The following is a 22681-nucleotide window of genomic DNA, read 5'->3' on the forward strand; positions in this document are numbered from 1 at the left end:
CAAATTCCTTTTAAAAAAGAGATGTCCCAATTTTGGACATCTCTTTTTATAATAAAGGCGATAATAACCGGTACGTTGATTCAACGATTCGTCTATGAAGACGCCTTTTATGAAAACGATCGACATGAATTTCACTTGATTCTTCTAAATCGTCTTTAAAGTCTTGAACAAGTTTTCGAATGCTATCTGTATCATATAAAAAGGCATTTACTTCAAAGTTCAAATGAAAACTTCTCATATCCATATTTGCTGTCCCAATTGAAGCTAAATCAGAATCGACAATGACAACTTTACTATGGAGAAAACCTTTTTCGTATTCATATATCTTTACCCCTGCATCTAAAAGCTCTGGGAAGTACGATCTCGATGCGTAAAAGACAGTTCGCTTATCAGGCTTACTCGGCATTAACAACCGAACATCAATACCAGCAAGTGCCGCTACTTTTAATGCGGATAAAATATCATCATCCGGAATGAAATACGGCGTTGCAATCCAAATAGATTTCCGCGCAGAAGCAATCATGGCAAAATATAAATGTTTAATTGTTTCCCATTTATTATCCGGCCCACCTGCAACGAGCTGCACGCCGCCCCAATGCTCCCCCTCAACTGCTTTCGCTTGTAAATATTCAGGGGCTAGCACAGCCTCACCAGTCATATAAAACCAATCTTGAAGGAAAATAAGCTGCAAACTTTGCACAGCTTCCCCACGCAAATATAAATGCGTGTCTCGCCAAAAGCCGAAGTACTTATCCTTTCCTAAATATTCATCACCAATATTTAATCCACCTACAAATCCTTCATTCCCATCAATAATAACGATTTTTCGGTGATTTCGATAATTAATCTTATCGTTTAAAATCGGAAAACGTACAGGGAAGAACGGAATCATTTCGACACCTGCGTCGTTTAATTCTTCAATATATGATTTTGATAATTTAAAACTTCCAACCGCATCATATAAAAAACGAACGACTACGCCTTCTTTTGATTTTTGTATTAAAATATCTTTAATTTCTGTTCCAAGTTTATCATCACGCACAATGTAATATTCCATATGAATGTGATGTTTCGCTCGTTTTAATCCATCTAAAATAGCCTGAAACGTTTCATCTCCATTTGTTAATGTTCTCGTTTCAGTTTGAAATGAAATATTTAAAGCGCCTAAGCGATCCGCTAAACGAAATAACAGCTCTTGATGCTTATGATTGCGCAAAATCCGTTCTTCGTAATCTTCATGCCCCTTATATTGTAAAAACGCTTGTTCATCGAGCAACGCCTTCTTTTGGAACATTCTCTTCCTCCGAAAGTTCTGCCCGAATAATAAATAAGCGAAGAATCCAAATACCGGAAAAATCCCTAACACAATGAGCCATGTAAGTGTTTTTGACGGATGACGGTTCTCTAAGAAAATAACGCAACCAATTAAAAATGCAGATACCGTAAATAAAATACTAATAATACCTAAAATCGAAACATCTTTTATCCCAATTACATCCGAATAAAACGCTACATCAATAAACATACGTAATGACACAAATAATGCGAACAATAGTAAAACAAAGAAAATCAACTTTAACGTATTTTTCATCTCTTACCTCCTTACTAAGAAAGCTTTCCTATTCTTCATATAAAAAGCCGATTTCATACTACAGAAATCGGCCTACGTTTTAGCAGGAAAATTATTGCGAATTGTTTCAAGCGCATGCTCTTTCACAATTTGTTTCCCATACTCACTTACACGATGAATTGTTAAAGTTGATTCTTCCCCGTATTCTAAAACAATGCTTAAAATGCGATCAATTTCTTCTTCATCATGTAGCACTTCATCGAACTCCACATATACATAATAGCGGTCCTCAAATGAATACAGCTCATCTTTTATATCTTCAAAGATAAGACGATGACTTAATGAAATGACATCTTCAAAATCATTAAACTTAATTAAAAAGCCAAACGTACCATCTTCGTTAAAGTTTGTACCTGCTTGTTCCTCTACCTCTTCCACTAATTCTTGCTGGAATAATGATTCAATACCTTCATCTAGAGGAATGTCTATAATTTTATCTACACCTATTGGTAGTTCTAGCTTTTGTCCATCCTTTGAAAGTTCTGCTTTCGTTACAAGTACTTCAATCCCTTTATCGACTGCTTGCACTTGAATCCATAACGGCCCATCAATAAAGAAATCGTCATGATCACGAGCTTCGTCCATCATTTCCCAAAAGAGCTCTTCGCTTCTTTCGCGGTCATACCAAATTTCCTCACGATTAAAGCCTCTGTCCTCTATATCAATGTACGTAATAAAAAATTTCATCGTATGATCATTAATTCTTTCAATATCCAAAATACAACTCTCCCTTCCTGCTTAGAATTGTTATGAAGGGATTCCCCACTCATATGACAAATCAATAGATTCTTGTACTCTCATTTTATGATAAGATTCTCCAGAATGGAAATAAAATCGATTTATTTTACAAAAATAGTTATATACCTATCTTCATTCAATGGTATACACAAATATATCATTGTCGCGATGCCTCACTTATAAAAAATTTGGACATACATTTCCACCTTCCCCCGTACACTGTAATAAAGTGAAACTTTTATTAGAGAAGATGCTTTAGTCCTTTTCACCACATACATATAGTTCGCTTATTAAAACATCATAAATGGAGGCAGACGAATGGACTTAGAGTTTTTAACATCTGTACTAATGATTGTCGGTATCGATGTTGTATTAGGTGGTGACAACGCAATTGTCATCGCACTAGCTAGCCGAAATTTACCTGAATCGAAACGAAATAAAGCTATTTTGATCGGTACTCTTTTAGCAATCGTACTAAGAATTATCCTTACTATACTAGCTGTCTATTTGCTCGACATTCCATTTCTGCAGCTTATCGGGGGCATTTTACTTACATTCATTGCAGTAAATTTACTAACTGATAATAGCAACGATCTTTCTTCTATTCAAGGAAAAACAACTTTATTTCAAGCTGTGCGTACAATTGTATTCGCGGACCTTGTTATGGGATTTGACAACGTTATCGCCATTGCAGGGGCAGCTCACGGAAGATTTTTACTCGTAATAATCGGTTTACTCATTTCTATCCCGATTATTATTTGGGGCAGCAAACTCATTTTAATACTTATGGAACGCTTTCCACTCCTCATTTATTGCGGGGCAGCAATTCTCGCTTATACAGCAGGAAAAATGGTCACACATGAAGACAGACTTGCAACCTTTTTTCATAACAACCCAAGTTTCACTGCAGGCATTCCTTACTTATTTATTTTCACCATCTTATGCATCGGCTTTATCGTTCAACGAGTTCGATTACGAAATTTGAAACATTAAAAAAAACCTTCTACTATATAATAGGTAGAAGGTTTTCATATTATTATAATTAATTTACAAGACGCTGTGCTTCACGTAATTGGAACGTTCTTACTGTACGTGGTAAGAAACGGCGGATTTCGTCTTCATTGTAACCTACTTGAAGGCGTTTCTCGTCAATCATAATTGGACGACGTAAAATCCCTGGATAGTCACGAATCATCTTATATAAATCTTGAAGTGGTAAAGACTCTAAGTTTACATTTAATTCTTGGAAAACTTTCGAACGAGTAGAAATAATCTCATCCGTTCCGCTTTCTGTCATACGTAAAATCTCTTTAATTTCCTCAATCGTTAATGGATCTGAGAAAATATTACGTTCTGTATAAGGAATATGATTTTCCTCTAGCCATAATTTCGCCTTTCTACAAGACGTACAGCTTGGAGAACTATATAATGTTACCATACAAAGCTCACTCTCCTTAAAGAGTACAAATTCTGTACTAATTACAGTTTAAATTTCTAAATTCAGCAATTTTTCGCGATACCTTGTCTTAAAACAAAGTGCAAAAATTGCTTTTCATGTAAGCAACAACTTTTAGTAAACAACAATTACTTTTAATAAGTAACTTCTATAATCATTATACAATAGATTTTGCAAGAAATATACAGTAAATTTCCTTCTAATTGAGAAAACTCTTCCGTGCATTTCACTGCTATGTAACATAATCACACTTACTTCAGCTGTTCTTTAACAATAATCTTCAACCCTCTTAACGCTTGCTTTTCATAGATTTTTCATATGATTTATAGTTATTCTCTCATAATCTTTCCTATGAAAAAGAGAACGTTTTCTTACCTTTTTTTGATAAATCAATTAAGAAATGTAAGACTATACAAGTGAGAATCAAAAGAACGTTTGTTCTCATTTTAACAAACATTCTCATTCATGTCCATACGATTTCTAAAATAAATCAAAATTTTTCTGACATTTCTTTCTTTTTCATCTTTTATCTCATACAATAAAAATACAGACAGGCAAAGGGGGAATTTGCAAATGATTGCTTTTTTTATTGATTTTGTCACTGTTGCTGCCCTCATCATCGGAATAACAGCATTGATTGGCGTCATTACAAATAGTATTGGTGAAAAACTCTTTGGCGGAAAAGAAAAGATGAAGTTTGTTAATAAAAGTTTGGATGTACAATCCGGCTGGAACCAAGTTGGTGGGAAAGGTATTTATAAGAAACGTACGTATTAAAAAAAGCAGGTGGTTAGCCTGCTTTTTTTATTTTCCTACTGATGCCCACTTAAAGCTTAATTCACCGCCATATTTGTGGATATAAACATCTTTAATAGTTTCTCTTTCTAATATAGATCTGCCGCGTTGGAATACCGGCGCAATTGCTGCATCCTCAAATAAGATTTTTTCCGCTTTTAACAGGTCATTCCAACGTCCTTTTACATCTGAACCTTCTTGCTTTGCCTTTTTAATAAGGCTATCATACTCAGCATTAGAATAACCCATTTTATTTTGTGAACCATCTGTTATAAACATATCAAGGAATGTGATTGCATCAGGGAAATCAGGTCCCCATCCAGTAAATGAAATATCAAACTGTCCACTATCTTCAAGTTTTAATTTTTGGGCAAATGGTTGCATCTTAATTGTTACTGTTAGACCTGGTAAATTCTTTTCTAATTCTCCCTTTACATACTCACCAATTTTCTTAGATTCTTCATTATCAAAGTTTAAAAATTCTATTTCTATTTTATCTTTACCTAATTCTTTCTTTCCAGCTTCCCAGAATTTTTTAGCTTCCTTCACATCGACTTTCGAAAGTTTCCCATTTTCTTTTCTGAAATCTTGCTTATCTGGTCCCTTAACAAAATCAGATGGTACTAAACCGTAAGCTCCCTTAGAACCGTTGTTTAAAATAACCTCACCAATACCATCTCGATCGTATGCACTAGAAATAGCCTTACGAATATTTTTGTTAGCTAAAGCTGGATTTTTTTGATTAAAACGTAAGAAGAATACAGTTGGATCATTAATTGTTTTAAAGTCTTGTTGTCCTTTATACTTATCAACTAACTCAGCTGATAAACCGACTCTGTCAATCGCACTCGTATTATACAAATTAACAGCTGCTCCTGTATCTTTTACAACATTAAAATTAACTTCTTCTAATTTTACTTCTTTTTGATCCCAATAGCTTGGGTTTTTCTTTAATTGGAAACTTTGTTCATGTTTCCATTCATTTAATACAAATGGACCGTTATACAAAGTTGTATTTGCTTCTAAACCAAATTTTTCTCCCTGTTCTTTCATATACTTCTCATTTAATGGGAAAAATAGTGGGTACACCGTTAAATCAAGAAAATATGGAACTGGATTATCCAATTCAACTTCAAATGTATAATCATCTATCGCTTTTACACCTAATTGATCCGGTGATAGCTCCCTTTTATTAATTTTCTCTGCATTTTTCACATCAAGCATAATATATCCTGATTTCGCTGCCGTATCAGGGTTAACAGCTCTTTGCCATGCATATACAAAATCTTTTGCTGTTACAGGATCACCATTCGACCATTTAGCGTCTTCACGCAATTTAAATGTATATTTTTTACCATCTTCAGATTTCGTATGAGATTTCGCTACACCTGGAACTAACTTATCGCCTTTCCCAAGTCGATATAGCCCTTCCATTGTATTATTCATAACTTTTGAAGAAGCAGCATCCGAGGCAAGTGTCGTATCCATTGTCGGAATTTCAGACACTTCCGTTAGATTAATAACTTGCTTCGCACCGCTTTTCCCGCTATCCCCTTTTGCGTTCGCTTGCGGCTCATCTTTTTGGTAGCTACATGCCCCTAACATCATGCTCATTGCTACTGTTGATACTACAAAAACTGGCATCTTTTTTTTCATATTTCCACCCTCCACAAAAATGTTAGCCCTTTCATTTTCAAACAAAATGAAATATATATATGTTCTAATAATTCATATTATACACACAAATATATTTTTTGTATATTTATATTTCTATTTTATTAAAATTTTCTGTTAAAAATAAGCCTTTGTAAACGTTTCATATTGCCAATTTTCCTTGCTAAAGTGTTAAAAATAATTATTTTTATATTTTTCTAAATTATTAGATAAAAATGAATTTTATATTTTATAATACTTTCCGCATAATTATTCTTCTCTTTTTATCATAAAATAGCGCCCCCTTCATAATAAAGATATGTAGGTTAAAATGAGTGCAAAGGTTAAGAAAGTATGTTACGATACACTTTGCTAAAAATAGATATCGGTAAAGAGGGGACGGACATGACAGCAATTCAGGCAAAAAACGGGCCTACTGAGAAATTAAGTTTATTCTTATTAACATGGCCTATTTTTCTAGAAGTTTTTCTATTTATGTTAATGGGGATCGCTGATACTTTCATGTTAAGTGCATTATCAGACGATGCTGTATCTGGGGTTGGTGCAGCAAATCAATATCTCCATATCGCTATTTTGATACTAGAAGTCATCGGGAACGGCGCAGCGATCGTCGTATCTCAATACCTTGGTTCCAAACGTTTTATGGAAGCATCTAAAATATCAGCTTTAGCCGTCACATTAAATTTAGTGGTCGGACTCGTAATAAGCGCTGGTTTTCTTTTATTTTCAAAACATATGATGATGGCGATGAACTTACAAGACGATGTACTTATGTATGCACAGAGCTATTTATCCATCGTCGGAGGAGCTATTTTCCTTCAAGCTATTATTAATTCATTAGCTGCAATTATCCGCGTACATGGCTTCACAAAGCAAGCGATGTTTATTTCACTTGGAATGAATATTATTCATATCGCTGGAAACTACGTACTCATTTTCGGGAAATTTGGTTTTCCAGAGCTTGGTGTACAAGGGGCTGCCATTTCTTCTGCTGTCAGCCGACTTATAGCGCTTATCGTTTTCTTCTGGTTACTATACCGCGTTATGGAGTACCGTGTAAAATTACAATACTACTTCACCTTATCAAAAGAATATATCGGGAAAATTTTAAAAATCGGAATTCCATCTGCGTTTGAGCAGGTTATGTATCAAGCTTGCCAAATTGTCTTCTTATACTATGCAACATATTTAGGAACGGAATCGTTAGCTGCTAGACAATACGCTACGAACATTTCTATGTTCACTTATTTATTCGCTATTGCAATCGGTATGGGAACTGCAATTATTATCGGACGGCTCGTTGGCGGTGGTGAAAAAGATGCAGCGTATGAACGTGTATGGAAAAGTGTAAAGTGGGCGATTGGTGTCACTTTATGTATGGTTGCTCTCGTTATTACATTCCGCACACAATTAATGGGACTATTTACAGATAATCCGCACATTATTGCGTTAGGTGCAAGCGTTCTTTTACTAAGTGTACTACTTGAAACAGGGCGTACGATGAATATCGTCATCATCAATTCACTTCGTGCAGCTGGTGATGCAAAATACCCAGTTTTAATCGGCGCATTCTCTATGGTGTTAATGAGTTTGCCACTCGGTTACTTTTTCGCCTTCCATTTAGATATGGGACTCGTTGGTATTTGGCTAGCAATAGCTATTGATGAATGGACACGTGCCATTATTATGTTCTTCCGCTGGAAAAGTAGAGCGTGGGAGCGTTATGCACTTGTTAAACCTGAAGAACAAGAGGAGATTGTTTCTGTTCAGGTGCAATAATACTCGTTTAATTAAGGTGTAGTCTTTAGTAAAGGAAACTTATATCTGTGATTCTTTACATATATCGACTTACCGAGAAATATTGACAACTCTTTTATATAGTAAAAAAATCCATTCTTCTGTGATAGAAGAATGGATTTTTTATTATTGATAAATCTCTTTATATTTCTTATACTCCGCTTCAGAACATAGTACAAAATGTCCTGGGCGAATTTCACGCATTGTTGGTTCTTCACTACCATAATTATGCTGAGATGGATCATATACAATACGTTTACGATTGCGCTCATAATCTGGATCTGGAAGCGGAATTGCTGATAATAGTGATTTCGTATATGGATGAATTGGATTCGCATATAACTCATCACTTGTTGTTAATTCAACGATTTGACCACGATACATTACGCCGATGCGGTCACTAATGTATTTTACCATTGATAAATCGTGGGCAATGAATAAGTATGTTAAACCTTTTTCTTTTTGTAACTTTTTCAGTAAGTTTACAACTTGCGCCTGGATTGATACGTCAAGTGCTGAGATTGGCTCATCGGCAATGATAAATTCAGGTTCTACAGCAAGTGCACGAGCGATACCGATACGTTGACGTTGTCCACCTGAGAATTCATGAGGGAAACGGTTTGCGTGCTCTTTATTTAAACCAACTGTGTTTAATAATTCATGAACACGGTCCATACGCTCTTTTTTGTTTTTCGCTAATCCGTGAATATCAATACCTTCTGCAATAATATCCCCTACTGTCATACGAGGGTTTAATGATGCATATGGATCTTGGAAAATCATTTGCATTTTACGGTTGAATTTCTTCAGCTCTGCACGTGATTTTTTACCATGTACATTTTCACCGTCGAACAATACTTCACCAGCAGTTGCATCATATAAACGAATAATCGTTCTTCCAGTTGTTGATTTACCACAACCTGATTCTCCTACAAGACCAAATGTTTCTCCGCGATAAATATCAAATGAAATATCATTAACCGCTTTGACAACACCACCACTCACGTCGAAGTGCTGCTTTACATTTTTTACTTCAATTAATTTCTCACGTTGTTTAGTCATGCTGTTCACCTGCTTTCATTTGAAGAATGCGTTTTTCAACGACTGCCGGCGGTTTTACTTCTGGAGCTTGCTCATGAAGTAACCAAGTTGCCGCATAGTGTGTATCACTTACTTTAAATAAAGGTGGGTCCATTTCAAAATCAATTTTTAATGCCTGTGGGTTACGTGGTGCAAAAGCATCTCCCTTTGGCGGCTTCAATAAATCTGGAGGCGTTCCAGGAATTGCGTATAACTCTTCCTCTGAGCCATCTAAACTTGGCATAGATGCGATTAAGCCCCAAGTATATGGATGTTTTGGATTGTAGAAAATTTCATCTACAGTTCCGATTTCAACAACTTTACCAGCGTACATAACTGCTACGCGGTCCGCAACGTTTGCCACTACACCTAAGTCATGCGTAATGAAAATGATTGCTGCTTCTGTTTTTTGCTGAATGTCCTTCATAAGCTCTAAAATTTGCGCCTGAATTGTAACGTCTAGCGCTGTTGTCGGCTCATCGGCAATCAATAATTTCGGGTTACAAGCTAACGCCATCGCAATAACTACACGCTGTCTCATACCACCAGAGAATTGGTGCGGATATTGTTTTAACCGAGCTTCTGGATTTGGAATACCTACAAGGTCGATTAATTCCAACGCAACTTTACGTGCGTCTGCTTTACTCATCCCTTGGTGTTTAATAAGGCCTTCCATAATTTGATTTCCAATTGTCATCGTTGGGTTTAATGATGTCATTGGATCTTGGAAAATCATCGCGATATCTTTACCGCGCACTTGTTGCATTTCTTTTTCCGTTAATTTCGTTAAATCACGACCGTCAAATACAATCTCTCCATTTTTAATACGGCCTGGAGGATTTGGGATTAACCCCATTAGCGCCTTAGAAGTAACTGATTTCCCAGAACCAGACTCTCCTACAATCGCTAATGTTTCCCCTTTTTTCAAATCAAAAGTAACTCCGCGCACTGCTTGTACTTCACCTGCATGTGTATCAAAGGAGACTTGTAAATCTTTTACCTCTAACAATGTTTTCATTTTTACTTCTCCCTCCTCGTTTACTTACGCATTTTTGGATCTAACGCATCGCGCAATCCGTCTGCCATTAAGTTGAATGCTAGAATTAACATACTGATGACAACCGCAGGGATGAACATCATGTGTGGATACGTTTGAATTGATTTATAACCATCATTTACAAGAGAACCAAGTGACGCAAATGGTGGCTGAATTCCTAAACCGATGAAACTTAAGAACGCTTCACCAAACACCGCTGATGGAATTGTAAACATTGTCATTACGATGATAGGTCCCATTACGTTTGGAATTAAATGTTTCACAATTAATTGTGTATTTGTTGCACCTAATGTGCGAGATGCTAATACATATTCTTGGTTTTTTAATTTTAGGATTTGTCCACGAACGATACGCGACATTCCTATCCAACCTGTAATTGCCATTGCGAGTGTAATTGACCATATACCAGATCCCATAATGATTACCATTAAAATAACGATGATTAAGTATGGAATACCGTTAATAATCTCCATGATACGTTGCATAATATTATCTACTCTACCGCCATAGAACGCTGAAATACCTCCATATGCAACCCCAATTACTAAGTCAATTGCTGCTGCTAAAAGAGCGATATATAATGATACGCGTGTACCTTCCCATGTTCTTGTCCATAAATCGCGGCCAAGATCATCCGTACCGAACCAGAAATACTCTTTAATATCACGTTTTTCATATTGGTCAACACCATATTGATCTGTACCGTCAAATGGTAACCAATGAACATTTTCAATAACAGGAATTTTCGGTGGTAATTTCGAACGACCTAAATCTTGCTCTTTATACGAGTGCTTACTTACCATCGGTCCGAAAATTGCTAGTAATATAATAAGCGCTAATAAAATGAAACCAAACATTGCTCCTTTATGTTGGAACAATCGTCTTCTTACATCTTGCCAAAACGTTAAGCTTGGACGGGCAATGACTTCATTATCAACATTATTTTGATTGGCTTGTTGAAATAAATCTGGAGATAATTTTTGTACATCTTTCATCATTTTTTCCCTCCCGCTAAACGAATACGAGGATCAATAATTCCGTATAAAATATCGACAATGAAGATAACTAAGATAAAGATCGCACTATAGAAAATTGTAGTTCCCATAATAATTGTATAGTCATTCACTGTAATAGATTTAACGAACTGTTCCCCTAGTCCTGGTACAGCATAAATTTGCTCAATAACTAATGTACCTGTAATTAATCCTGCAACCATTGGTCCTAAAATTGTTACAACTGGAATTAATGCGTTACGAAGTGCGTGTTTGATAATGATAACGCCTTGGCTAATTCCTTTCGCTTTCGCTGTTAAAATATAGTCAGCTTGCATAACTTCAATTAACTCTGCACGAGCGAAACGTGCGATTGTTGCGATAACTGCCATCGATAAGGCAATTGTAGGCATTACTGTAAACTCCGGTCCTTTCCAGAATGCTACTGGGAACCAACCAAGTTTTACCCCTACGAAATATTGTAGTAATGCGGCGAATACGAATGATGGTACCGACATCCCAAGTACGGAAATAATTGTCGCCCCATAATCGACCCACGTATTGTTACGAAGTGCCGCAATGATTCCTAAAATTAAACCGATAAATGTTCCTAATATAATCGCTTGCATACCAAGTTGTGCTGATGGTCCAATGCGATCCACAATCATGTCTGTTACTGGACGGTTATCATATTGGAATGATACCCCTAAATCACCTTTTGCTAAGTTACCTAAGTAACGTGCATATTGAACTGGTACTGGATCATTTAAACCATATTTTTCAAGAATGATTTCTTTTTGTGCCGGTGATAGCTTCTCCTGGTTTTTAAGCGGAGAACCCGGAAGTAATTTCATTAAAAAGAAAGTCAGTGTAGTAATTAAAAATAATGTCAAAGCCATGTACACGAAACGTTTTAATACATAACGTCCCATAGTCAAGCACCTCCCCGTTTTTCTCAAAAGCAATAAGACAGTTTAAAATATTCTTACTTTTATTTTTTTAAAATAAGAGCATATGCCCATCATAGGCATATACCCTTATTCATGATGGAAACCATTTTTAGTTTTTTAGTTCAACCCACTTATAGCTAAATTCCCCGCCATATTTATGTTCTAATAGGCCAGTAATTGAGCCACGTTGTAAATATGCTTTTCCAGGTTGATATACTGGAGCAATCGCCGCATCTTCAAGCAGTTGTTTTTCCGCTTGTAATAATGCATCCCAGCGAGCTTGTACATCAACTTCTGTTTTTGCCTTTTTAATTAAATCATCATACGCTGGGTTTGCGTAATGTACTTTGTTTTGCGCATTACCTGTCGTATACATTTCAAGGAATGACATTGGGTCCATATAATCCGGACTCCATCCCGCATATGACATTGCATAATCTCCACTTGCTTCAAGTTTTAATTTTTGTGCAAATGGCTGCATTTTTGTTGGAACTGTTAAACCTGGTAAGTTCTTTTCAAATTGGCCTTTTAAATACTCTCCGATTTTTTTAGCATCATCAGTATCAAAGTTTAATAGCTCTAACTCTACTTTGTCTACACCAAGTTCTTTTTTACCAGCTTCCCAGTATTTTTGTGCTTCTTTCATATCCTCTTTTATAAGCTTTCCGTTTTCTTCACGGAAGTCTTTTCCATTCGGACCTTTTGCTAAGCCTTTCGGAACAAAACCATATATACCCTCTGAACCATCGTTTAAGATCACTTTTCCGATGTTTTCACGTTCAAAGGACATTGCAATTGCTTTTCGGATATTTTTATTTGCTAAAAATTTATTCTTTTCATTTAAGCGAATAAATTGTGTAGATGGTCTCTTAATCGTTTTAAAGTCAGCATCTGATTTGTATTTATCTACAAACTCTGATGTTAAGACTACACGATCAATTGCTTTCGTTTCATATAAATTTATAGCAGTTGAACGATCCTTAACAATATTGAAGTTTATTTCCTCAAGTTTTACTTCTTTATTTTCCCAATACGTTGGATTCTTCTTAAGTTGGAAACTTTGTTCATGCTTCCATTCATTTAATACGAATGGACCATTATAAAGTGTCGTATTGGATTCTAATCCGAATTTTGCTCCTTGTTCTGTTACAAACTTCTCATTCAAAGGATACAATGTTGGATAAACTGTTAAACTTACAAAATAAGGAACAGGGTTATCTAATTCCACTTCAAGTGTATGATCATCAATTGCCTTTACACCAAGTTCTTCAACTGGTAACTCTTTTTTGTTAACTTTCTCCGCATTTTTAACATCAAATAGTATGTAAGCAAACTTGGCACCCGTGTTTGAATCTACAGCTCTTCGCCAAGAATAAACGAAGTCCTTCGCTGTTACAGGTTCACCATTAGACCATTTCGCATCTTCACGTAACTTAAACACATACTTTTTGCCATCCTCTGATTTCTCATAAGATTTAGCGACACCCGGAACAAGTTTATCATCTTTCCCCAGACGATATAACCCTTCCATTGTGTTATTCATGATGTTAGAAGATGTTGCATCTGTTGATAACGTCGTATCCATAGTTGGGATTTCAGCTGTCTCAGTTAGATTTAACACTTGCTTGTTTGAGGATTTTTCTTTCGCGCCTGCTTTATTATCCTCTTTTTGGTAACTACAAGCTCCTAACATACTGACAGTCAACGTCGATGCAAGTAATAACGGTATCTTTTTCTTCATGTTGTGTTGCCTCCCCTAATTGCACTTCCTGTACCCTCACTTGTAAAAAAGTAGAATTGAAAGAATAATCTCCAAGTTTCTACAATTTTCATTATACATATAATATAACAATTGTGAATATAGTTTTTTGTTTTTTTGTTAAAATTTTTAATAAAATGTTTATTTTTTTATTTTTTTGTAAAGGGATACGTTAACATTGCTACCATCATCTTGAAATCAGACCTTTAATTGCGTATAATTTTCAAAAAATTAATCCTAGTACATATTATAGCTTTTATAGTATAATAATTCTAGTAATATTTTGACGGAGGGGAACATTTTGAATAAAGTTTTTTTTCATACTTGTATACTAATTTTCATAGCGATAATCGCTTCTAGTATTGGCGCATTCCTCGTTTCATCGCATTTTTTGTTGAATTTTGTCAACATCTCGTTTTATATTGCACTATTTTTTATTCTTATAGGCGGTTTTTTATTCATATTTCAAAATGGATTTTTTAACGTAACAATTTACGCCTTCCAAAGAGTCTTTGGTACGAACAAAAAAATTGACTCTTTAATTGAAGAAGTAGAGGAACCTGTCGATAAGAAAGAACGTATTTATAAAACATATTCATTCAAATGGACGTATCCAATTTGCATTACCGGTATCGTTCTTGGGTTGTTCTCGACCTTCATTAGCTTTACTATTTTGATGTAGTTTGCAAACACTATCCCATATGATATAATAATCAGCAAAACATTTTGTTATAAAACTTTAGTTCTTTCATATTTAAAGAGCTCAGGTAACAATAAATAAATTTATATGTATGCGATGATAAAGAAGAGTACATATTGAGGCAATTTCAGAGAGCTTGTGGCTGGTGTGAACAAGTAATTGTACAGTATGGAATGGGCTTTTGAGCTCCAAACCGAACCGAAAGTAGTAGGCTTTGGCGTTATATCCAAACGTTATTATGGATTAGAGAGATTTCACAGTAGTGAAATAATTAGGGTGGTACCGCGGTCCATTCGTCCCTATAGTTTTTTGGGATGAATGGGCTTTTTTGTTTGCCTTCTCTATCACGCATTCAAATTTAGGAGGAATTACTTATGTCAGTTATCTTTTCTGGTATTCAGCCGAGTGGAACGATCACACTTGGAAACTATTTAGGAGCTATGAAGCAATTTACAGAGCTTCAAAATGAACACGACTGTTATTTCTGTATTGTAAATCAACATGCGATTACAGTGCCTCAAGATCCCGTCGGGCTTCGTAAAAACATCCGCAGTCTTGCTGCACTTTATGTAGCATGCGGTATCGATCCTGAAAAAGCTACGTTATTTGTACAGTCAGAAGTACCGGCACACGCTCAACTAGGATGGATTATGCAATCAGTTGCTTACGTTGGAGAATTAGAGCGTATGACGCAATATAAAGATAAAGCATCAGGTAGAGATTCAGTTCCAGCTGGATTACTAACGTACCCACCATTAATGGCTGCTGATATTTTACTTTACAACACTGAAATCGTGCCTGTTGGTGATGACCAAAAGCAACATATGGAATTAACACGTGACCTAGCAGAGCGTTTCAACAAACGCTTCCGTGAAGTATTCACAATTCCTGAAATTCGCATTCCAAAAGTAGGAGCTCGCGTTATGTCACTAACAGAGCCTACGAAAAAAATGAGTAAATCTGATCCGAATCCAAAATCAATGATCAGCATGCTTGATGAACCAAAAACAATTGAAAAGAAAATTAAGAGTGCTGTAACTGACTCTGAAGGTATCGTGAAATTCGATAAAGAAAACAAACCTGGCATCTCTAACTTATTAACAATTTACTCTTCATTCTCTGAAAAAACAGTTGAAGAAATCGAAGCAATGTACGAAGGAAAAGGATATGGCGACTTCAAAGGCGACCTAGCACAAGTAGTCGTAGAAGCGATTCGTCCAATCCAAGACAAATATAACGAACTAATCAACTCACCAGAACTAGACGAAATTCTAGACAAAGGTGCCGCAAAAGCAAACCGCGTCGCATTCAAACAACTACGCAAAGTAGAAAACGCAATGGGACTAAGCAGAAAACCTAAAAAGAATTCTAATAATAAAGATTCTCTCAAAAATCTTCGTAACGAGGATAATATTATTAATTAATATTTAGTAAAAAATTAAAAAAACCGCCAATCGGCGGTTTTTTTAATTTACCTTTTGCTCGTTTTCCATTTCCCATAACTTTTCAAAAAATGGCTGTCCTTTTACGAGACGCTCGCATAATTGTTCGTGCTTCTCAGACCAACCTGATTTCGCTTCATCATACAGCTTAGCCCAAATATCTTCAAATTCCATATGCTGAACCATTCCGTATGCTGATGGATCCCACTCTGTGAACCAATAGCGAATTTCTGCTGTGTTTTTCGTTGTATGTAATTGATCTAACGCCATAAATAATAATTGTTTAAGCTGTCTTTCTTTACGAGTTAAGCCATTCATAATGAAAGGCGATGGTGATAAAATATGATGTTCTTTTTCCATTTCTTCTACTTGGAACTCATACTTTTCTGCTTGTACGTTTTCTACCATCTCATATACCATCTGCTCTTGGCGCGGTATAAGTCTACTTTTTCGAATCGGTACGTTGTAACCAATTGTGTCGATCGCAATAATTCCTTTTCCATCTGTAACTACAAAGCAATACTCTTGCTGCAAACGTTCATGATTTTTACGAATATAAGCCTTATGATGTACGTCTTCCAACATTTTTTGCGGAAGCTCTAACAATTCGTTCTCGATGTAATGATATAATGTGGAATCTACTTTTAATAATGGCACTTGATCTAATAGCTCAATCGTATCATCTTTCCGCCATTCGTAAAAATGACAAACGTTATACCCATTCTCTTCACCTTCAAACCAATTTACCCATACATCATGTAGATATAACATTCACTACCCCTCACTTCACTACTGTTTGTATCCATCATTATGTTCAATTTTTCTTAACTTTATTCCACCTAAGGAAATATATTCTAATTATTATTTTTTCTTCTATTAATACTAAAAAAAACAGGAAAGAGAGCTCCTGTTTTTTATATATGAAATGTATTTGCTTTATTCAATATTTCTTTTGCATCTATAGGTAATAAAGAAAGTGTATCTTCTCCTTCCAAAGTTACACAATCTTTGACAATATGAAATCCAAGCGCATAGCCAAGCATCTTCGGATAAGAGTGAAAACCATTTAATAAGATGTCGTGCTCCCTTGTTCCTCGCTTTATACTTATTCTTTCATGTACAACGTTTTTCCAATAATATATAGCCTCTTCTTTTGAAAGATACGTCGTCCACGGTGCATTGTTTTTTTCTGAATATCTTTCCGTTACCGCTTGCTCAGCTAACCCTTCCATAATCATCGTATCAAGTAATGTATATTCCGTTTCTTTCGTCTCAATTTGATGCAACCTGCATATATGATGATATTCATGCGCCAATAGCACTTTTAATTCTTCCACCGAATTCCGCCCACATACGAATAAGAAAATAACGTGACGCATAGATAATCCAGCCCTGCCGTTATACTCTTCTTGTATAGTTCGATTATAGGAATCTGATAATAGAATAAAGACAGGGACATCTGGACCTTTTAACCAATTTTTCAGTTTCTCATACTCCGCACGTAACTCTTTCCAAACTTCCTTTTTCTCTAACTCTTTAATTTCTCGTTCTCCTCGCATAACAGGGCGATACATACCTTTAGAAATTAAAAAGCGATACAACCTTTCTTTTGGCAGCGGGATATACTTCGTAAACTTCTCACACAGCTTTTCTGGCCGTCCATAATATAGATGTAACCACTCAGCAGTTTCAACAATCCCCATCTTTATCCCTCCTTTTTCTTATGTATATGCAAAAGGAGAAAAAGACGTAAAAATAAATAAGGAGTTTTTTCGCAATATATTGCGAAAAAACTCCTTATTTTATCTATTATTTATACGATTTAAATACTAATACTGCGTTATGACCACCGAATCCTAATGAATTACTTAACACCGCGTTTACTTCTTGATGTCTCGCATTATTCGGTACGTAATCTAAGTCACATTCTGGATCTGGTGTTTCATAGTTAATTGTTGGAGGAATTACTCCGTCTGTAATTGATTTAATAGAGAAGATTGCTTCAACAGCACCAGCTGCCCCTAATAAGTGACCTGTCATTGATTTCGTTGAGCTGATTGCTACTTTATACGCATGCTCACCGAACGTTTCTTTAATTGCCATCGTTTCATACTTTTCATTCGCATCCGTACTTGTACCATGCGCATTAATATAATCAATATCTTCTGGCTGTAGACCTGCATCCGCTAAAGCTTGACGCATTGCGCGCACGCCGCCTTCACCGCCAGGAGCTGGCATTGTAATATGGAATGCATCACCAGTTGCACCGTAACCAGCGATTTCCGCATAAATGTGAGCACCACGAGCTAATGCGTGCTCTAATTCTTCAAGAATTAAAATACCTGAACCTTCACCCATTACGAAACCACTACGGTTTTTATCGAATGGACGGCAAGCTGTTGCTGGATCTTCATTGAATGTTAATGCTTTCGCTGAGCTAAATCCTGCGAATGCCATACTTGTTAACGGCGCCTCTGCTCCGCCCGTAATCATTGCATCAGCATCACCACGCTGAATTGCTTTAAACGCATCACCAATTGAGTTTGCACCAGATGCACAAGCCGTTACAGAACAAGTGTTAATTCCTTTTGCTCCTGTTGCGATTGATACTTGGCCTGCTGCCATATCTGGAATCATCATCGGTACGAAGAATGGGCTCACGCGGCGCGGGCCTTTCTCAGTAAAAATCTTAAATTGTTCTTCGTATGTTTCCATACCACCAATACCAGAACCAATCCATACACCAATTCGAGGTCCATTTTCTTCTGTAATCTCAAGCTTTGCATCTGCAACTGCCATTTTCGCTGCTGCTACTGCATATTGTGTAAAGCGATCCATACGACGCGCTTCTTTTTTATCAATATATTTCTCGACTTCAAAGTCGTTAATTTCTGCTGCTACTTTTGCTGGAAATAGTTCCGGATCAATTCTTGTAAGTCGTCCGATTCCAGATACACCCTTTTTAATGTTTTCCCACGCTGTTTCAACATCTGTACCGACCGGTGTAACAGCTCCTAGTCCTGTAATTACGACCCTCTTTTTTTCCATACAAAATACACTCCTTTTTTCTCTCAGTCCTTATTTACCCCAACGAAGAGCGACTGCTCCCCATGTTAATCCGCCGCCAAAACCAACAAGTATAATTAAATCACCATCTTGAATACGTCCGTTTTGCAATTCCTCTACCATTGCAATCGGAATGGAAGAAGCTGATGTATTACCGAACTTCTCAATTGTCATACTCATTTTTTCTTGTGGTAAATTTAATCTCTCTCTTGCAGATTCCATAATACGAATATTCGCTTGATGCGGTACTAAGAAATCCACATCTTCTTTCGTAAGACCAGCTTTATCTAGAACGCGAAGACAAGAATCCCCAAGTTGACGAACAGCAAATTTAAAGACTTCTCTGCCATTCATCATAACATACTCATCTTGATAAAGATGCTTACCGCCACTTCCGTCCGCTCCTAATTCGAAAGATAGAACGCCTTTACCTTCTGAAACAGCTCCCATTACGATCGCACCGGCTCCGTCTCCAAATAGTACTGCTGTATTTCGATCGTTCCAATCTACAATTTTAGATAGTTTATCACTACCAACTACTAGTATATTTTTATAAGTTCCCGTTTGAATAAATTGCTGCGCTGTAATCATTCCGTACATAAAACCAGCACACGCTGCACTTAAATCCATTGCAGCTGCATGTTTTGCGCCAATTGCTTCTTGAATGACACAAGCCACTGCTGGAAAAGCACGATCCGGCGTTACTGTTGCTACTAAAATAAGATCGATATCCTCTCCGCTAACCCCTGCATCTTCAAGCGCTTTTTTAGAAGCCTCTACGGCCATATATGAAGTATCTATTGTATCATCGGCAATGCGTCTTTCCGCAATCCCTGTTCTCGTACGAATCCATTCATCGGATGTATCCATTATTTTCTCTAAATCGTGATTTGTGACTACTTTTTCCGGCACATATCTTCCGATCCCTAAAATGCCCACGTTCACATCGCAGCCCTCCGTTTTATATCAATTATTATGACTTGGTACTAATTTTAAAACATAAATGTATTTTTGTCTAGAATATATTTCTGCTAAAACATAAAGCGAACGCATTATTCACCTTATTGTTTATGAAAAGGAACGGAAACATACCTTTCCCTGTTCTTTCGAAATATAAAAAGGCCCGAACCGTTTCTACTTACAGTTCAGGCCTCCCTTCCATCTAAATTTTTATTCTTGATCTGCTTTCCTTCTAAACTAGAGAGTTTTCCTCACTACTTTTCCTTTAGCCTCTTCATATATCTGGTTTTCCCCCAGGCGAGAATAAAAAAAGGCCCTGACCGCTTCTATCCACGGTTCGGGCCTCTCTTCCATCTCAAAAGATGCTTTTTATTCTTTTTATTCTTGATCTGCTTTCCCAAGCTCATATGCTTCGCTCATAACTTTCATCAATAACTCTAATACTGGTTGAGCTTTCTCCATATCAAGCGCAATTCCATTATCATCTAAAATGGCCTTTGCTTCTGGTAAATGCTTCATTGCGATTTGTAAAAATTGCATGCTTTTCTCATTCATATTATGTTCTTCCTCTCCATTAAAACTTTCACATACATAGTGTAACACGCTCGCTATCCTTCGTATAACTCTTTATATTTTTTCATATGTGCCAATTGTTTATTTAAACCGTATTCTAACGGAGTATTTCTTTTTATCGAAATAACCTCTACAGTTCCATCTCTTTCTTCCACATTCTCTTTTTTCACTTTATCCTCTGCACGTAAAAGGTTCATACCTTTTTTCCATAATGATTTTTTACCACTAAGTAAATTATATATACCGAGATACTCCTCGTTCATTCCATTTTCCCATAAGTATTCACATACATCTTCAACGTACAGTAGATCACTGGCGTTTTCCTCACTCGTATAATGGCACTCTTTCTCACCCAGTTCTGATAAAATGAGCTGATGATACATCATAAAAGATGGTTGCCATGGCCCATATAATGTAGGAACTCGAAATACACTATATTGTACCTCTCCTTTTTTCAATCCTTCTTCCACTTTCGCAAATAGACGTTTATTTTCGGACTCATCTACGTTTCCTACTTCAATAGAAGAAATTAGATTTAACTTCACTTTATGTTCTTCACACAGTCTTATCATTCGCTTTAAATACTGTAATATAACTCTTTCATTTCGAAAGCCACTTTGTTGGTTAGGCTCATACAGACAAAAGTAAACGGCATCAAATTTCTCTTCCTCTACGGATCTCCATCCGTCTTCATCTCTTATCGAATAATACGTAAATAACGCATTTCGCCCAATTAACAATAACTTCTCTTCATTAATTTTTGTCATACTATCGAATTCATCAAAATCAAGGCCATATACTTCTACTTCTTCTGCAATCATTTTATTCACAAGGTGATAACCTACAAACGTAAGTGCACCTATAATTAGCACGCGTTCCATACCACCAACCCTTTCTCCTTGAAACAAATAGCTCCTCATTTATGTATATGGGAGCTTCACAATTCTTCTTCATATTTTTTAAAGAAATCAGTCGTTTGCCTAACCATTTTATATTTCACATCTTGCAGATGGAATAAGACAGAAGTATCACATTGATTGAATTGCCTCATTTTCTCATATTTACGTAACAACTGTTTTCTTCCTCTTTTTTCTTGTGTTGATACGAAAACTTTAACAGGTACACAAGACGGAAGAAGCGTAAATGATTTCTTATTTATTTTGGATTCTAATTCTTCTTCTTTGGAATCATACGCTAAACATAATTCCTTCACGAGTCTCTTGTAAAAAAACTTATGCTCTTTCTCAAACTCGACATATTCTGGTAAATCTAAACACGGATTTAACATAATGACAGAGCGTATACATTCAGGGTATTTGTTCATCATTTCAAGTGCTACAAGTGCCCCCATACCATCTGCCATAATGTGCATTTTCGCATTCAATGTCTCTTTTCTCAGAACAACGTCATATAGGCGTTTTGCTAGACGAACAGATTGATCGTTTCCCCAATGTCTTCCGTATAAATTAGAAGAAAAGACCGTATAGCCTTCCTCAATAAGGCCATGTAAAAAATAAGATCTACCCGCATGCTGTGTCCATAAACTTGTACCATTCTCAATAAAGTAGTTGTAATCACCTAGAAGCATGACAGAAAATCCATTTGGCTTCTCCGGTAAATAAATGACACATGGTTCTTTTTCTAAGTAAAAAAAACGTTCCGTAATACTCATTTTTCCCCCGCCTTATTTTCTAAACGTATAAAAGTACTCTTTTATAATGTATGAACGGAATGCAAATTTGCGTTGAAAAATCTACAAATATTTTTCTATATTCTTTTTTCAATTGTGTTACAATAAGGACAGATTGAACGAATAGAGGTGTAAAATATGCGTTTCATTTGGGCATTAATTTGGTCGTTCTTGCTTGTACATATGATGAGCTACGTAATCGGCTCTATGACTGGCGGTACATACGATTTTAACCAAGCGTCTATTTTCTCAGTTGTTCTTGCGGTATTAGTACTAGCAATTTCAGCTGCAATTCCAAACGAGCCAGTAGAACAACACTAAA

21 protein-coding genes, 1 pseudogene and 1 other annotated feature are annotated in these 22681 nt (G+C 36.2%); of the genes and pseudogenes, 6 read left to right on the top strand and 16 right to left on the bottom strand.

Annotated elements, in window-relative coordinates:
- Window positions 1-46: 46 nt before the first annotated feature.
- Together ACTFNE_RS17085 and mecA are read right to left on the bottom strand one after the other, a co-directional pair.
- Window positions 47-1591, bottom strand: a complete 1545-nt coding sequence (locus tag ACTFNE_RS17085) for a cardiolipin synthase (RefSeq protein WP_000799204.1) — start codon at window positions 1589-1591, stop codon at window positions 47-49.
- Window positions 1592-1663: 72 nt separating this feature from the next.
- On the bottom strand, window positions 1664-2347 hold the full coding sequence (mecA, locus tag ACTFNE_RS17090) for an adaptor protein MecA (protein ID WP_000350710.1): 684 nt from the start codon (window positions 2345-2347) through the stop codon (window positions 1664-1666).
- Between the two features lie 339 nt (window positions 2348-2686).
- On the opposite strand from mecA, the gene ACTFNE_RS17095 reads away from it, so the two are divergent.
- Complete coding sequence (locus ACTFNE_RS17095; RefSeq protein WP_000362603.1) at window positions 2687-3361, top strand: TerC family protein; 675 nt, start codon at window positions 2687-2689, stop codon at window positions 3359-3361.
- Between the two features lie 49 nt (window positions 3362-3410).
- Here ACTFNE_RS17095 and spx read toward each other — a convergent pair whose 3' ends face one another.
- Entirely contained in the window at window positions 3411-3806 is a 396-nt protein-coding gene (gene spx / locus ACTFNE_RS17100; RefSeq protein ID WP_000258267.1) for a transcriptional regulator Spx, read from the bottom strand.
- Window positions 3807-4397: 591 nt separating this feature from the next.
- On the opposite strand from spx, the gene ACTFNE_RS17105 reads away from it, so the two are divergent.
- On the top strand, window positions 4398-4601 hold the full coding sequence (locus ACTFNE_RS17105; RefSeq protein WP_000559978.1) for a hypothetical protein: 204 nt from the start codon (window positions 4398-4400) through the stop codon (window positions 4599-4601).
- A 27-nt stretch (window positions 4602-4628) separates the two neighbouring features.
- Here the strand turns inward: ACTFNE_RS17105 and ACTFNE_RS17110 are convergent, their stop codons facing one another.
- Complete coding sequence (locus tag ACTFNE_RS17110) at window positions 4629-6275, bottom strand: peptide ABC transporter substrate-binding protein (RefSeq protein ID WP_270706021.1); 1647 nt, start codon at window positions 6273-6275, stop codon at window positions 4629-4631.
- 351 nt (window positions 6276-6626) lie between these two features.
- Between ACTFNE_RS17110 and ACTFNE_RS17115 the strand changes: the two genes are divergently transcribed.
- Entirely contained in the window at window positions 6627-8072 is a 1446-nt protein-coding gene (locus tag ACTFNE_RS17115) for an MATE family efflux transporter (protein WP_270706020.1), read from the top strand.
- Between the two features lie 144 nt (window positions 8073-8216).
- Here the strand turns inward: ACTFNE_RS17115 and ACTFNE_RS17120 are convergent, their stop codons facing one another.
- The 5 genes from ACTFNE_RS17120 to ACTFNE_RS17140 form a co-directional block, all read right to left on the bottom strand.
- Window positions 8217-9152, bottom strand: a complete 936-nt coding sequence (locus ACTFNE_RS17120; RefSeq protein WP_000166346.1) for an ABC transporter ATP-binding protein — start codon at window positions 9150-9152, stop codon at window positions 8217-8219.
- Entirely contained in the window at window positions 9145-10188 is a 1044-nt protein-coding gene (locus ACTFNE_RS17125) for an ABC transporter ATP-binding protein (protein ID WP_046198600.1), read from the bottom strand. Before ACTFNE_RS17125 ends, ACTFNE_RS17120 begins: the two co-directional genes overlap by 8 nt.
- A 20-nt stretch (window positions 10189-10208) precedes the next feature.
- Complete coding sequence (gene opp3C, locus ACTFNE_RS17130; protein ID WP_046198601.1) at window positions 10209-11225, bottom strand: oligopeptide ABC transporter permease; 1017 nt, start codon at window positions 11223-11225, stop codon at window positions 10209-10211.
- A complete protein-coding gene (opp3b, locus tag ACTFNE_RS17135; RefSeq protein WP_046198602.1) occupies window positions 11222-12151 on the bottom strand; it encodes an oligopeptide ABC transporter permease in 930 nt (309 codons plus the stop codon). Before opp3b ends, opp3C begins: the two co-directional genes overlap by 4 nt.
- Before the next feature lie 127 nt (window positions 12152-12278).
- A complete protein-coding gene (locus ACTFNE_RS17140; protein ID WP_042515569.1) occupies window positions 12279-13910 on the bottom strand; it encodes a peptide ABC transporter substrate-binding protein in 1632 nt (543 codons plus the stop codon).
- Window positions 13911-14229: 319 nt separating this feature from the next.
- Here ACTFNE_RS17140 and ACTFNE_RS17145 point away from each other — a divergent pair, with 319 nt between their 5' ends.
- Together ACTFNE_RS17145 and trpS are read left to right on the top strand one after the other, a co-directional pair.
- Window positions 14230-14610, top strand: coding sequence for a DUF3899 domain-containing protein (locus ACTFNE_RS17145; protein WP_071727854.1), 381 nt, complete (start codon window positions 14230-14232; stop codon window positions 14608-14610).
- Between the two features lie 105 nt (window positions 14611-14715).
- Window positions 14716-14932, top strand: a binding site (T-box leader).
- Between the two features lie 70 nt (window positions 14933-15002).
- Window positions 15003-15983 (top strand): annotated as a pseudogene (gene trpS, locus ACTFNE_RS17150) (tryptophan--tRNA ligase); the annotation flags it as partial.
- 111 nt (window positions 15984-16094) lie between these two features.
- Here the strand turns inward: trpS and ACTFNE_RS17155 are convergent.
- The 7 genes from ACTFNE_RS17155 to ACTFNE_RS17185 form a co-directional block, all read right to left on the bottom strand.
- Window positions 16095-16841, bottom strand: coding sequence for a YjbA family protein (locus ACTFNE_RS17155; RefSeq protein WP_029437838.1), 747 nt, complete (start codon window positions 16839-16841; stop codon window positions 16095-16097).
- A gap of 143 nt (window positions 16842-16984) precedes the next feature.
- A complete protein-coding gene (locus tag ACTFNE_RS17160) occupies window positions 16985-17773 on the bottom strand; it encodes a DUF2268 domain-containing protein (RefSeq protein ID WP_270706019.1) in 789 nt (262 codons plus the stop codon).
- 106 nt (window positions 17774-17879) lie between these two features.
- Complete coding sequence (gene fabF / locus ACTFNE_RS17165; protein ID WP_000412652.1) at window positions 17880-19118, bottom strand: beta-ketoacyl-ACP synthase II; 1239 nt, start codon at window positions 19116-19118, stop codon at window positions 17880-17882.
- Between the two features lie 30 nt (window positions 19119-19148).
- On the bottom strand, window positions 19149-20081 hold the full coding sequence (gene fabH, locus ACTFNE_RS17170; RefSeq protein ID WP_001100541.1) for a beta-ketoacyl-ACP synthase III: 933 nt from the start codon (window positions 20079-20081) through the stop codon (window positions 19149-19151).
- Window positions 20082-20474: 393 nt separating this feature from the next.
- Window positions 20475-20651 (bottom strand): ComZ family protein, encoded by a 177-nt coding sequence (locus ACTFNE_RS17175; protein ID WP_087965781.1) that lies wholly within the window; start codon window positions 20649-20651, stop codon window positions 20475-20477.
- A 53-nt stretch (window positions 20652-20704) separates the two neighbouring features.
- Window positions 20705-21577 (bottom strand): NAD-dependent epimerase/dehydratase family protein, encoded by an 873-nt coding sequence (locus tag ACTFNE_RS17180; protein WP_000486163.1) that lies wholly within the window; start codon window positions 21575-21577, stop codon window positions 20705-20707.
- Between the two features lie 29 nt (window positions 21578-21606).
- Entirely contained in the window at window positions 21607-22341 is a 735-nt protein-coding gene (locus ACTFNE_RS17185; RefSeq protein WP_000028705.1) for a hypothetical protein, read from the bottom strand.
- 156 nt (window positions 22342-22497) lie between these two features.
- On the opposite strand from ACTFNE_RS17185, the gene ACTFNE_RS17190 reads away from it, so the two are divergent.
- Window positions 22498-22680 carry a YjzD family protein gene (locus ACTFNE_RS17190; RefSeq protein WP_001211116.1) on the top strand — a complete coding sequence of 61 codons (183 nt, stop codon included), beginning with the start codon at window positions 22498-22500 and terminating at the stop codon, window positions 22678-22680.
- Window position 22681 lies beyond the last annotated feature (1 nt).

It is taken from the genome of Bacillus cereus group sp. MYBKT111-2 (assembly GCF_051915205.1).
In the GTDB taxonomy this organism is placed as follows: domain Bacteria; phylum Bacillota; class Bacilli; order Bacillales; family Bacillaceae_G; genus Bacillus_A; species Bacillus_A paranthracis.

Excerpts from the sequence above, each read along its gene's own strand:
- ACTFNE_RS17085 (WP_000799204.1), bottom strand. The coding sequence starts at position 1,591 with ATGAAAAATACGTTAAAGTTGATTTTCTTTGTTTTACTATTGTTCGCA.
- ACTFNE_RS17095 (WP_000362603.1), top strand. The coding sequence starts at position 2,687 with ATGGACTTAGAGTTTTTAACATCTGTACTAATGATTGTCGGTATCGAT.
- spx (WP_000258267.1), bottom strand. The coding sequence starts at position 3,806 with ATGGTAACATTATATAGTTCTCCAAGCTGTACGTCTTGTAGAAAGGCG.
- ACTFNE_RS17105 (WP_000559978.1), top strand. The coding sequence starts at position 4,398 with ATGATTGCTTTTTTTATTGATTTTGTCACTGTTGCTGCCCTCATCATC.
- ACTFNE_RS17110 (WP_270706021.1), bottom strand. The coding sequence starts at position 6,275 with ATGAAAAAAAAGATGCCAGTTTTTGTAGTATCAACAGTAGCAATGAGC.
- ACTFNE_RS17115 (WP_270706020.1), top strand. The coding sequence starts at position 6,627 with ATGTTACGATACACTTTGCTAAAAATAGATATCGGTAAAGAGGGGACG.
- ACTFNE_RS17120 (WP_000166346.1), bottom strand. The coding sequence starts at position 9,152 with ATGACTAAACAACGTGAGAAATTAATTGAAGTAAAAAATGTAAAGCAG.
- ACTFNE_RS17125 (WP_046198600.1), bottom strand. The coding sequence starts at position 10,188 with ATGAAAACATTGTTAGAGGTAAAAGATTTACAAGTCTCCTTTGATACA.
- opp3C (WP_046198601.1), bottom strand. The coding sequence starts at position 11,225 with ATGATGAAAGATGTACAAAAATTATCTCCAGATTTATTTCAACAAGCC.
- opp3b (WP_046198602.1), bottom strand. The coding sequence starts at position 12,151 with ATGGGACGTTATGTATTAAAACGTTTCGTGTACATGGCTTTGACATTA.
- ACTFNE_RS17140 (WP_042515569.1), bottom strand. The coding sequence starts at position 13,910 with ATGAAGAAAAAGATACCGTTATTACTTGCATCGACGTTGACTGTCAGT.
- ACTFNE_RS17155 (WP_029437838.1), bottom strand. The coding sequence starts at position 16,841 with ATGTTATATCTACATGATGTATGGGTAAATTGGTTTGAAGGTGAAGAG.
- ACTFNE_RS17160 (WP_270706019.1), bottom strand. The coding sequence starts at position 17,773 with ATGGGGATTGTTGAAACTGCTGAGTGGTTACATCTATATTATGGACGG.
- fabF (WP_000412652.1), bottom strand. The coding sequence starts at position 19,118 with ATGGAAAAAAAGAGGGTCGTAATTACAGGACTAGGAGCTGTTACACCG.
- ACTFNE_RS17175 (WP_087965781.1), bottom strand. The coding sequence starts at position 20,651 with ATGAATGAGAAAAGCATGCAATTTTTACAAATCGCAATGAAGCATTTA.
- ACTFNE_RS17185 (WP_000028705.1), bottom strand. The coding sequence starts at position 22,341 with ATGAGTATTACGGAACGTTTTTTTTACTTAGAAAAAGAACCATGTGTC.
- ACTFNE_RS17190 (WP_001211116.1), top strand. The coding sequence starts at position 22,498 with ATGCGTTTCATTTGGGCATTAATTTGGTCGTTCTTGCTTGTACATATG.